Source organism: Chryseobacterium sp. HNCC26DJ239, from assembly GCF_057180445.1.
Window position 1 is genome coordinate 657562 of sequence record NZ_JBXUGJ010000001.1, and the last position, 12790, is coordinate 670351.

The 12790-nt window shown below is 33.9% G+C and carries 11 protein-coding genes; 1 reads left to right on the forward strand and 10 read right to left on the reverse strand.

Annotated elements, in window-relative coordinates; translation table 11 throughout:
• Positions 1-13 precede the first annotated feature (13 nt).
• From AC2A1D_RS03055 to AC2A1D_RS03065, 3 genes are all read right to left on the reverse strand, one after another.
• The gene (locus AC2A1D_RS03055; protein ID WP_484042196.1) at positions 14-2377 is read right to left on the reverse strand and encodes a GumC family protein; all 2364 of its coding nucleotides are present in this window, start codon (positions 2375-2377) and stop codon (positions 14-16) included.
• A gap of 179 nt (positions 2378-2556) precedes the next feature.
• Positions 2557-3810 carry an O-antigen translocase gene (locus AC2A1D_RS03060; protein WP_484042197.1) on the reverse strand — a complete coding sequence of 418 codons (1254 nt, stop codon included), beginning with the start codon at positions 3808-3810 and terminating at the stop codon, positions 2557-2559.
• An 8-nt stretch (positions 3811-3818) separates the two neighbouring features.
• The gene (locus AC2A1D_RS03065; protein WP_484042198.1) at positions 3819-4394 is read right to left on the reverse strand and encodes a sugar transferase; all 576 of its coding nucleotides are present in this window, start codon (positions 4392-4394) and stop codon (positions 3819-3821) included.
• A 480-nt stretch (positions 4395-4874) separates the two neighbouring features.
• On the opposite strand from AC2A1D_RS03065, the gene AC2A1D_RS03070 reads away from it, so the two are divergent.
• The gene (locus AC2A1D_RS03070; protein ID WP_484042199.1) at positions 4875-5720 is read left to right on the forward strand and encodes a prephenate dehydrogenase; all 846 of its coding nucleotides are present in this window, start codon (positions 4875-4877) and stop codon (positions 5718-5720) included.
• Positions 5721-5763: 43 nt separating this feature from the next.
• Here AC2A1D_RS03070 and AC2A1D_RS03075 read toward each other — a convergent pair whose 3' ends face one another.
• From AC2A1D_RS03075 to AC2A1D_RS03105, 7 genes are all read right to left on the reverse strand, one after another.
• On the reverse strand, positions 5764-7182 hold the full coding sequence (locus AC2A1D_RS03075; RefSeq protein WP_484042200.1) for an L-serine ammonia-lyase: 1419 nt from the start codon (positions 7180-7182) through the stop codon (positions 5764-5766).
• A 208-nt stretch (positions 7183-7390) separates the two neighbouring features.
• The gene (locus AC2A1D_RS03080) at positions 7391-8737 is read right to left on the reverse strand and encodes an ammonium transporter (protein ID WP_484042201.1); all 1347 of its coding nucleotides are present in this window, start codon (positions 8735-8737) and stop codon (positions 7391-7393) included.
• A 91-nt stretch (positions 8738-8828) separates the two neighbouring features.
• A complete protein-coding gene (locus AC2A1D_RS03085; protein ID WP_484042202.1) occupies positions 8829-9470 on the reverse strand; it encodes an alpha/beta hydrolase family protein in 642 nt (213 codons plus the stop codon).
• 94 nt (positions 9471-9564) lie between these two features.
• Entirely contained in the window at positions 9565-10176 is a 612-nt protein-coding gene (locus AC2A1D_RS03090) for a YceI family protein (RefSeq protein WP_484042203.1), read from the reverse strand.
• 79 nt (positions 10177-10255) lie between these two features.
• A complete protein-coding gene (locus AC2A1D_RS03095; protein ID WP_484042204.1) occupies positions 10256-10822 on the reverse strand; it encodes a YceI family protein in 567 nt (188 codons plus the stop codon).
• 140 nt (positions 10823-10962) lie between these two features.
• Positions 10963-12012 carry a glucokinase gene (locus tag AC2A1D_RS03100; RefSeq protein ID WP_484042205.1) on the reverse strand — a complete coding sequence of 350 codons (1050 nt, stop codon included), beginning with the start codon at positions 12010-12012 and terminating at the stop codon, positions 10963-10965.
• A gap of 114 nt (positions 12013-12126) precedes the next feature.
• On the reverse strand, positions 12127-12690 hold the full coding sequence (locus AC2A1D_RS03105; RefSeq protein ID WP_484042206.1) for a hypothetical protein: 564 nt from the start codon (positions 12688-12690) through the stop codon (positions 12127-12129).
• Positions 12691-12790 lie beyond the last annotated feature (100 nt).

Sequence of the window (12790 nt, forward strand, 5' to 3'; positions counted from 1 at the left end):
AATTTTGGATTTGCTAAAAGCGAGACTTTAATTTTTCCCAAAAACTAGATTCTTCGTGATTTCCGTAGCCGTATCCTTTTTGATTTCCGTACCCGAAATTATCAGATTTTACATCATTCAAGACAATATTTACTCTGTTGAGTTTATCATCAGAAGCTGTATGATCTGCATATTCTACATAGCTTTTTTCTGATTTTTCAGAACGCATAATATACAAACTTAAATCTGCCAATTTTGCGATAATGTAAGTATCGGTTACAGGCATTAGCGGAGCAGAATCAATTAAAATATAGTCGTAAATTTCCTTTGCTTTATCAATCAAAATCTTGTATCTGCCGTTATCCAGCAATTCTACAGGATTTGGCGGAATAATTCCCGAGTAGATAAAATCACAATGATCATTCAACTGACTTGGATGAATAATTTGCTGAACATCATCAATATTTCCATATAAAAATTCAGTAAGACCTTTGGCAGACTTCATTTCTGGTCTGTATCTCTGTAATTGCGGATTTCTGATGTCTGAACCAATCAATAAAACCTTTCTTCCTTTTTTCGCTAAACTTAAAGCTAAATTAATTGAAACTAAAGTTTTCCCCTCTCCTTTCACGCTGGAAGTAATCAAAATCACATGATTTTTCTTTTGTGGAGGCAATTGAAGATTAATATTGGTCGCCAAAATTCTAAACGATTCCGCAAGTGCAGAAACATCATTTTGCTGAATTAAATCGTCTTTTTTAGATTTCAAATGAGGAATTTCGGCGATAACAGGTAAAGAAGTTCCTTTCTCGATGCTTTTCTTGTCGGAAATTCTTGTGTTAAAGAAAACTCTAAGGAAAATAATTAAAAACGGAATTCCCAATCCAAGTAGAACTGCGACTCCTAACGAAATCATCTTTTTCGGAGCAACCGGTTTTTTCTTTTTATAAGCCACATCTAAAACGCGGGCTTTATTAGAAGACATTGCAAGCATAATTGCAGTCTCTTCTCTCTTTTTTAGCAATACCAAATAAAGTTCTTCTTTAATCTGTTGCTGCCTTTCAATATTTCTGAAAACACGCTCCTGAACAGGAACTTTTCTCATTCCGGAAGTACTTTTATTTTCTACTGACGCAATGCTGTTGATCGCAGATTGAAGACTTGCACGGTTTTTATCTAAACTTTCTTTAATAGCTTGTTTCTGCTTACGAATCTCGTCGTTCATCGATTTTACAAGAGGATGTTCTGATGTAGAACTTTCTAATAAACGATTACGTTGTAAAACAAGTTGATTATATTCTGCAATATTCGAAGAAGCTTCGCTTTCTTTATCTGAACTTACACCGGTAGGCAAAATATCTGTGTACGATTTATTGTTAATATAATTAGCATACATGTTATTAATTTCCAACTCCGTATACAATTCCATCTTTCTTTTCTCAGCTTCTGCATTGGTTTGTAGATTAATTCCTGCTTGTGCAACAATATCAACCAAATCATTAGAGCTTTTAAAATTTTGCTTCTGCTGTTCTACATCGCCTAACTCTCTAGAAATTAAATCGATTCTATCGTCAATAAATTCTTTTGTTTTTTCAGACTCTGTGTTTTTTTCTGCAATGGCTTCCTGGTTATAAGCAGCAACTAAGGTATTCAGAATATCTTTTGCCTTTTCGATGTTGGGATATTTTACAGAAAGGTCGATTACTGTTGCGTCTTTATTGCTGAGTTTTACAGTCAATAATTCCTGTAATTCGTCTATCAAACTAACTTTATCAGTATAGGTAAAGAAAAGATGGTTTACATCCAGCTTTTTCACCAAAACTGGATTGAATTTATCATTTTTAACAAACATAATGTTCGCGTAAGGCAAACTGATTGTTTTATTGAAAGTTGTTACTATTGGTTGGTGAAGCTCTTCTGAATGTAAGGTAATCTGACTTCCTTTTATCTCAACATCGATTCTTTTTTTCGGAAGTTCGCCAAAAGGCTTTTCATTAATCACCTGAATTTTAACCGGAGATTCAGCCTTGTACAATTCCACATTGTATAAATTTCCTTTTGTATAAATAGGACATTGAAGCGGAAGCGCATCTACCAATTCACCCAGAAGCTTTTTGGAAGCCAAAACTTCCATTTCATTTTCTACGGTGTTAGAATTAAAACCCGTTAAACCCGCTAAACCTTCCATTCCTGGAATTGCATCTGCAGGATTACCCGATTTTTTCGCGTCTTTTATTAAGATTTTTGTGATAACTTCGTAAACTGGAGCGGTTGTTTTTATATAAACCATCGCCAGCAAAACCATAAAAAATACACCAATGGCAAACCAATACCATTTCTTTTTATACGGCTTTACTATTTCTTGCAGAGAGTCTTCTTTATTGTAATCAGTCTTCAACTTTTAGCCCTTTTATTTTGGGTCAACGAAGATAAAGATTTTAGGGCGAAAATAAAAGCAGAACAACGTAAGAGTCCCAATCCTTTACAAAAAATAAAGGCTTTATTTTAAGTATTCGTAAAATTAGCATGAAAAAATAAAAAACTTCACAATTCTTAAACTTAATATAAAGTCAAAAATCATCTTTTGAAGAATAAAAACTTTCTAAAAATCAAAAAAACACTAAAAAAAAGTGTAATCGAACATACAAAAAAAGCAAAAGCAACACCCTTCAACCCCATTGAAGGCACAAAAAACAAAGACAAAACTACATAAACAAAAGCAAACAAAACTTCTGTTGCGATGAATGTTTTCGTCATTACTTTAGAAAGCATGAGGTAAGAAAAAATCAAGGATAAAACTTTGAAAAAATCACCTGCCAATTGCCAAAAGAAAAGCTCCTGCATGGCAAAAAACTTTTCGCTATATAAAATTTGAATAATATAAAATCTGCCCAAATAAATTCCCAAACACATCAAAAGAAATAAAGGTGCAAGAAATTTCATTCCATTTACGACTTCTTTTCTAATTTCTGAATTATCTTTCAAAGCCGAAAGTTTTGGCAGAAAATAGGTTCCCAACGTAATATTAATCATCAAAAGATATCCATCGGAAATCCTTATTAACCCTTGCCAAATTCCTGCATGGTCTAAATCTATCTCTTTTGTAATAAAATTTCTAATTAAAATCTGCGCTAACGGCATTGCCGAAGAACTCACAATCGCCATTACAGAAAAATGCGAAAGGTTTTTAATTATCGTAAAATCAGGTCGTAAAAAATCAAAATTGATTTTATTTTTCAAATGCTTTACCACCAAAAGACAAGCGACAAAAAACACCAAAAACTGGCTTAAAACCAAAGCATATAAAGCTCCTGTAACATTGTAATAATAAATAAGAACAATGGTAAGAACTAAGGTAAAAATACTACTCAAACCATTGATTAAAGTGTATTTTTTAATATATCCTAAACCATTTAAAATGGCTAAAAGTATTGTGTTTAAAGAATAGAAAATAATTCCTACCCCGAAAAGAACAATAACCGATTGATATTTTACGCTATGAAAAATCTTCTCACTCCAATATTTCGAAAAAAGCAGCAAAACCAATGATATAATAGCAGAACAAACCACAGAAATAAAGATGGAAGTATCGTATAAAATCTTTGATTTTCTAGAATCATTTTTAAATTCTGCTGTATATTTTACAATTCCGGAATTCACAGAACCATTGGCTAAACTCAGCATTACAGCCATAAAATTCGTCAAAGAACCTACCAAAGCTACTCCAGCCGGACCTGCAAAACCAGAAATAACTTTCGTCGCAATAAAACCGGACGCAATTTTCACAAAAGCGGTAAATCCAGAAAATATGGTGGTGCTGAAGAGTTTCATTTTTCCTTTTAATTAAGTTTCAAAATAACTTTTACAGCCTCCCAAATAATCTGAACATCATTTTTAAATGACATGTGATTGTAATAATCGAGATTCATCCTCACTTTATCAGGAAAAAGCACTTCATCATTATACTTCAAAGGATTTTCTTTTTGGTCTAAAATATCGTCTTCATTTCTGTATTTTAACCCAGCTTTGCTGATGATTCCTGGTTTCAAATTTAAAACTAAACGATTTTCGCCTTCAAGTAAGTCGTAATATCCTTTAATATCGGGTCTTGGTCCTACAATCGACATTTCACCTTTTAAAATATTAAAAAGCTGAGGAAGTTCATCAAGCTTCGCTTTTCTCATCCATTTTCCAAAATTCGTTTTTTGATGAGACACAGAATGGTAGGTTTGAAATTTATAAATCGTAAAACTCCGCCCAAATCTCCCCACTCTTTCTTGCGTAAAAATACCCGGAAAACCAGTATCGATAGACGCCAGAATAAAAAGAATGAAATAAAACGGAAGCAGAAGAATAATCGCAATAAAAGAAATACTACAATCCATCGCCGACTTCCAAAACGGATATTTTTTCACTATAAAAACGAAGTTTAGGCAAAGATAACAAATTCTGATAGCGCAAAAGACATCTGTTTCAATATAAAAATAACTTAGAGCCTGTTTAAAATTTTATCGATTTTTTATTATCTTTAATGAAATTAATCTTTGCTCAATTTTGATGCTCTTTTGAGCGTATTTTTCACTTCCTATTTTTGATTTAGCCCGCTAAATCTGCAAACACGAAGCAAAAAATCCATCTCAAAATTGCTATAAAAATTTTTGGCAATAAAATTTAAACAGGCTCTTACATCGGTTCAATTTTTTGCTAATAGAAATATATTTAATACATTCGCTTTATGAAAACAAACGCTCAAAATTATTATTACCTGTCTGAAAATTTTTTCGGATAGAGATTTTGTGCTTTACAATACTGAAAACCTCGTCCGATGACGGGGTTTTTTGATTTTTTATTTAATTAGTTCTTCCAATAAAAAGAACGCTTTAAAATCTAAAATTATGAAAGTAACTATTATAGGAGTTGGTTTAATTGGAGGTTCTATCGCTCTAAAACTGCAACAAAAAAAATTCACCGATTTCATCTACGGAATCGACCAAAATATTGAAAACATAAATGATGCTTTAGCTTTAAACATCATCAATGAAGCAGCAGATTTCGAAACTGGAATTAAAAATGCAGACCTCATCATAATCGCTATTCCTGTAGACGCAGCAAGGAAAATTTTGCCAAAAGTCTTAGACTTAATTTCTGACCAGCAAACAGTAATTGATGTAGGTTCTACCAAAGCCGGAATTGTAAATGCAGTGAAAAATCACCCTCAAAGAAATAGATTTGTTGCGTTTCACCCAATGTGGGGAACGGAAAACCACGGTCCAAAATCTGCTATTGCCAAAAGTTTTGCAGGAAGAGCCGGCGTAATCTGTAATCGAGAAGATTCTGCCGAAGATGCTTTAAAAACTGCAGAAAAAGTAGTGGAAAGCCTGGAAATGCACCCTATTTACATGAATGCAGAAGACCATGATATTCACACCGCTTATATTTCGCACATTTCACATATTACGTCGTATGCTTTGGCGAATACTGTGTTAGAAAAGGAAAAAGAAGAGGAAACTATTTTCCAGTTGGCGAGTTCAGGTTTTTCGAGTACGGTTCGATTGGCAAAATCACATCCCGAAATGTGGGTTCCGATTTTCAAGCAAAATAAAGACAATGTTTTGGATGTATTGAACGAACACATTTCTCAGCTAAGAAAATTCAAATCCGCCTTAGAAAAAGACAATTTCGAATATTTAGAAGAGTTAATTAGAAACGCCAATAAAATAAGAGGGATTTTGGATAAATAAATATAAACCTTCAAGGCTATAAAACCTTGAAGGTTAGTTTTTTTTAACATTCAGGAACGTTCACAGCAATTGCTAAACCACCTTCTGATGTTTCTTTAAATCTGTCGTTCATCGATAAAGCAGTTTCCCACATGGTTTGTATTACTTCGTCTAAAGTTACTTTTGCTTTTGCAGGGTCGCTTTCCAGAGCAATATTTGCTGCGGTAATTGCTTTCATGGCGCCCATAGTATTTCTTTCGATGCACGGAATTTGAACTAAACCTTTAATTGGGTCACAGGTTAAGCCTAAATGATGTTCCATTGCAATTTCTGCCGCCATCAAAACCTGACCAACATTTCCGCCTAAAATTTCTGTTAAACCTGCTGCAGCCATCGCGGAAGAAACACCAATTTCAGCTTGACAACCGCCCATTGCGGCAGAAATCGTTGCATTTTTCTTGAATAATGTTCCAATTTCACCTGCTACCAATAAAAACCTTACAATATCATCGTCGCTTGTAAATTCGGTAAAAGCTTGTGCATACATTAAAACTGCTGGAATTACACCACTTGCGCCGTTTGTAGGTGCTGTAATAATTCTTCCGAAAGATGCGTTTTCCTCATTTACCGCCAAAGCGAAACAAGCAATCCATTTATTGATATTAGTAAAATTTTCTTCGGCATCAACCACCTGCTGAAACCATTCATCAATATTTTTATAGACTTTATCGCCTAATAATTTTCTATTGATTCCTGCTGCACGGCGAGAAACATTCAACCCACCTGGAAGAATTCCTTCTTTGTTTACCCCTTTATAAACGCATTCTTTAATATTTTTCCAAATATTTAAGGCTTCTGCTCTGGTTTCTTCTTGAGATCTCCAACTTTCTTCGTTCATTAAAATAAGGTCTGAGATTTTATTTAAACCTAATTTTTCGCAATATTTTACAATATCAGAAGATTTATGACAAGGATAAAGCGTTCTTACACAATGTTTATCAATCGATTTTTTTTCCTGACTCATGATAAAACCTCCTCCAACGGAATAAAAATCCTGCGAAAGTTCGGTTCCATCTTCAAAAACAGCTCTGAAAATCATTCCATTAGGATGAAAATCGAGAGATTCTTTCATATTCAAGACCAAATGATGCCCATAAACAAAAGGAATTTCTTTTTCGCCTCCTAAATTTATGATTTGCGTTTCTTTAATTCGATGAACAATTTCATCAATCTTTGTGGTATCAATGGTTTTAAAATCTTCGCCATTCAAACCCAACATTCCGGCAATGTCTGTTCCGTGCCCAATTCCGGTTTTAGCTAAAGAACCAAAAAATTCTAAAAAAACTTCCTTTACTTCCGCAACAGATTTTTCGCGATTTAGAATCCTGATAAATGCCGAAGCAGCATTCCAAGGTCCCATTGTGTGTGAGCTTGAAGGTCCTATTCCAACCTTAATAATCTCAAATACAGATATTGACTCCATATAAATTTTCTACTTTCAAGAAAAGCAAATATACACGGAAAATACGTTACTACGAAAGATTAGAGAAAAGAGTGATAAAAGACTGAAAATGAATAAACAATAAAATTTAGATTTAAAACTTACTCCAAAAACGATTGCTTTTAAAAGTAATTCACAAAAAAAGCAGCAATCATTACGACCACTGCTTTCACAATATAATTTTAAACACTTACCATTTTAAGCTTTCGCCATGTTGAGACAAATCGAGTCCCATTTCTTCAGAATCTTCTTTTACACGGAGAGAAATCATTGCATCTGTAAGTTTATACAAGAATAAAGACCCGAAAAAAGCAAATACAGAAACGAGCAATAAGGCAATCATGTGATGAGAAAACACTTCAATCCCCCCATGAAGAAGACTTGCGTTTTCGCCATGAGCAAAAATTGCGGTGAGAATCATCCCCATAATTCCGCCAACACCATGACAAGCGAAAACATCGAGCGTATCATCAATTTTCTTTAAAGCTTTCCAATTCACCATAATATTAGATACAATTGCCGAAATAAAACCGATAAAAACACTCTCCTGAATCGAAACAAAACCACAACCCGGTGTAATTGCCACCAAACCGACAACCGCACCAATACAAGCTCCTAAAGCCGAAACTGGGCGACAGTTTAACCTATCAAAAAAGATATACGTCATCATCGCAGATGCAGATGCAATTGTAGTAGTTCCAAAAGCGGTTGCTGCGGTTGCATTTGCCGCCAAAGCCGAACCTGCATTGAAGCCAAACCAACCAAACCAAAGCATTCCCGTACCTAAAATCACGTAAGGAATATTTGATGGTTCATGATGCGGATTTTTTCTACTTCCCAAAACCAAAGCTCCCGCCAAAGCTGCAAAACCTGCGCTCATGTGCACCACAGTTCCGCCAGCGAAATCTTTTACTCCGAAATACTTATTTAAAAGTCCGTCTGGATGCCAAACCATGTGACAAAGCGGCGTGTAAATAATTAAGCTAAATAAAACCATGAAAAGCAAATACGAAATAAATCGTACTCTTTCAGCAAAAGAACCTGTAATTAATGCCGGTGTAATTACCGCAAACTTCATCTGAAATAGAGCAAAAAGTACAAACGGAATGGTTGAAGCCATCGCTTTATGAGGGAAATTACTCACATTATTGAAAAACATATAGGTGAAAGGATTTCCAATGATACCGTAATGTTCGCCGTTCAATTCAAAACCGATAGATTCTCCAAAAGAGAGAGAAAAGCCAACCACAACCCAAAGAATAGAAATCACTCCCAAAGCAATGAAACTTTGAAGCATAGTAGAAATCACGTTTTTCTTACCTACCATTCCGCCATAAAAGAATGACAAACCGGGAGTCATTAAAAGAACTAAACCTGCCGCAGCCAAAATCCAGGCTACATCTGCGCCAACAATGGCAGATTCACCAAGAAAATCCCCTGTATTGGGTGCTGTAAGGTCTGGTCTCCAAAAAAGTCCCCCTATTGCAACGATAGAAATTATGACAAATGAAACAATCCATTTCAATCCTACTTTCATATTATATTTTGTTTTACCCCTACAAAAATATAAATAAATTTAAATAAAAATAGAATTTTTAAACAACTACCCCTTAAAAAATAACATTAATTTAAATAAATATTAATTTTAACAAATTTGAAACATCTTTTGACCGGGTTGCGGGGAAAAGATGGGTTCCACCTTTGATGATGTAATCTGGGTTTGAATTTTTAATCGGAAAAACGATGTCTCGATCTCCTAAAATTTGGATGACATTATTTTGAGGTTCAAATTTCCATTCAGAAATGCGCTGAATAGACCATTTTAAATAATATGGATCGGTAAATCTGAAATACTGAATTACTTTTGGATTTTTAGGGTCAAAAAATTTACGAAACACCGAATAAGTTTCAAGCGTTTTAAGGTTGAATAAATTTACAGGAAGATATTTAGGAATTCTCGTCATTTCTCCCATTTTTATCAATCGGGATTTCTCCTTATGAGATCTGATACTTCCTAGAATTACAGTTTTTTCAGCAGTTTTCAATCGATTAATTTCCTGCACCATAATTCCTCCAAAAGAATATCCTAAAAGGTAAAAAGGTTCAGAATCGTCTACAAATTCTGCCATTCGATTTACGTAGTCTGCAAATTCTTCATCCCGTTTCGGAACCAGCCAGTTGATAAATACCACCTCATGTTGTTCTGGGAAAACCAATCTTTCCAACACTTTATAATCTGCACCTAAACCGCTTACTACATAAATTTTCATTTGTCTATTGTATTCAAACTTTAATATCGCTAAAATAAAAAAAGGACTGCTTCTAAAAAACAGTCCTTCTTGTATTTATAAGAATTTTAACCTTTTATCTTGGTCTTTCGTTATCAACTTTCACTGTAGAAAGTTTAAACTGGATTTCCATCTCGTCTTTAATAAAATGATCTTTAAGAGAAGTTTGGTAGTAAATTTTAAAATCTCTTCTGTTCAAAACAAATTTTGAAGATTCGATTTCTACCGTAAACTGCGTGATGTGAGCATTTGCAGGGAAAGAAATAGTTTTTCTAACACCTTTAATAGTGATATCACCCACAATAGTAGAGTTGTATTCTGCATTTGCTAAAGGAATAATTTTTTTCAAATGGAATTTCGCAGTTGGGAATTTTTTTACTTCAAAAAAGTTTGTTCCTTTTAAATCGGTTGTAAGCTTTTCTTTATCGCTTCCAGAAAGATCAGAAACCTCAAGGCTTCTCATATCGATGATAAACTCACCATCTACTAAAACTGTTTTATCGAAATTAAATTTTCCGCTTTTTAGTTTTAGAGTTCCATAATGAGATGTCGGAACAGTCTTAACCACCTTATGACCCCACCATTTGATCTCAGAAGTAACCACTTTAGAAATTTTATCACCTTTCTTTTGAGCAAATACAAACGACATACTCGCACACATCATAGCACACAATAATAATCTTTTCATTCTTTTTTATTTACAATTCAACAAAAATAAAAAAAAGTGCAGAACTTCTACACTTTTCTCAATATTTTTTTAGATTAAATTACTTTGCGCTTACTTTTACTGTCATATCAATTTCGTCTTTAATAATCGCATCTTTCATTGAAGACTGATAAACGACATCAAATTTCTGTCTATCGATCGTAAACTTGTCTGATTCTAGAGTAATTACACCTTTATTATTAGTAATTTTTGCAGGAAAAGAAATAGCACTTGTCTTTCCTTTTACTGTAAGATTTCCGTTTACTAATGAAGTATATACTTTATCATCATTCTTTTTTACGGAAGTAATTTTAAAAGTTGCTGTAGGAAATTTTTCAACCTCGAAGAAATCACCGTTTTTCAAGTGAGCATTTAGCTTAGTTTGGCCTTCACCAGAAAGATCGGTTGCGTTAATAGAATTCATATCTAAAACGAAAGTACCACCTACAACCTGATTTCCTTTCAAAACAATATTTCCGGATTTCACTTTCACTGTTCCATCATGAGCTCCTGCTTCAGATTTTACAACTTTATACCCCCACCAATGCACGTCTGATGAAACTACTTTTTTTGTTTGTCCAAACGCAAGACCACTTGCCAAAACCGCTAATAGTAATATTTTCTTCATGTATAAATTATTTAAATTATTTTATAATACAAATGTAAAAAACCGCCACCAATAAACAACTTATCCTACGATAAGATATTTTATTTTTCTGGCATGAATATTATCATAAAAAAGCTCCGGTAAAATACCAGAGCTATATATTAATCTTGATAATAAGCGGTATAAAGAGCGACGCCGTTTATACTTGTGCTTTTTGATTTTACAAGATAGATAGGGATATTCTGAAGCATAGACTCCATTTTATCACTGATTTTAAATTTCTGATAAAACTTATCTTTATCGATATAATTAACAAGCATCTGAGGAATATCTCCCGCCAAAATCAAACCTCCTGTTGCTTTCAGCTTAAGCGTTAAACTATTTGCTTCTCTAGCCAAAAATTCTAAAAAGGTATCTAAAGCAATTTTGCTAATCATTTCATTTTCTTCTGTCGCAGATTGGTAAAGCGTTTCTACAAAGTTACCTTTATTCAATCTTTCAGAAAGGTCTTCAGATTCAGGATGCCTTTTTACATCTCTCAAAAATCTATAAATATTAAACAACCCAGATTTAGACAAAACATTTTCCCAACTTACAATACCATACAGATTATTCAAAAACTGATAAAACTCTACTTCTACATTGGTACGTGGCGAAAATTCTGAATGACCACCTTCTGTTGCAAAAGGTCTTAAGTATTTTCCGTCGAAAAAATACCCTGCTTCACCTAATCCATTTCCAGGTGCAATGATAGCAACGTTTCCGCTTTCCAAATGTCCACCAGAACGGATATCTTCCAAATCTGTATCATTTAAAAGCGCCATTCCGTATGCTGAAGCCTCTTGATCGTTCAACATATAAACCTCTTTGAAACCAAATTCTGTTTTAAAATCTTGTACATCAAGATTCCAACCCAATCTTGCAGGGCTACTTTTCCCGTTAATGACAGGTCCAGGAACAGAAATTCCAAAACGCTCTGTGCTCGAAAGAGAGTTTTCTGCAATAAAATCGCGCACAATTTCGTTTAAAGAAGAAAAATCTTTGGTAACATATTTTTTCTGAATCTTCATTTCCAGACCTTCACCTCCCGAAACATAGTATGCAAGTACCGTTTCATCTTCACGAAGGTTGGCTCCTAATATGGTTACATTCTCATTTTTGGTATTTTTTACTCCCGGTAGATAGAGGGGGAATTTCGGGTTCAAGTTCATAATCACAAATTTTAGTAAATATAATAATTGTTTTGGTATTTCTGAGAAGATAAAATAAAACCTTTTCAAAAATAAGAAAAGGTTTGTTTATTAATCGGTTATATTGATTTTTTTTTATTTCCCAAGCGGAATATTGTAAGAAAAACCTGCACCTATACTTCCCACATTATAATCTTGTGACGGCAAATCTGACCCACTTCCTGTAAATACCTTTTGGTACTGAACAAAGAAATTCCAGTTTTGATTATGGTATCCAAGCTCTGGTTTTAGATAAAAACCTCCATCTGGTCTAGAAGCTGTACTGTTAGAAGCAACATTTTTATCTCCCACCAAGAAACCATATCCTAAATCTGCTCCAAAATAAAACCCGGTTTGTTTAGGATATACTCTGAAAAGAGCTGCAACAGGAACAACGCCTACATCGTTATTATCATACCCTTGATTATCTTTTCCAAAATAATGAGTATAACCAGAAGCGATACCTAAACCAAAACCTGGTGTAATTAAGTTTTGATATGCCACATCTACCCCAACTGCAGCAGATGTATTATTAGAAGGAACGGCAATACCTGCAGTAGCTCCAACTTTAATCATGTTATTCATTGCCGCATCTTGTGCACTTACTAAACCTGCAGTAAGAAATGCCGCAGCAAATAGTGTTTGTTTCAACGTTTTCATAATAATGAATTTTTTAAATTTTACGAGTCGGAAAGTGTAAAAACTATGCCAAAGAGAAAAAACAACCCGAAACGACATAATGAAAAACTTACAAAATATT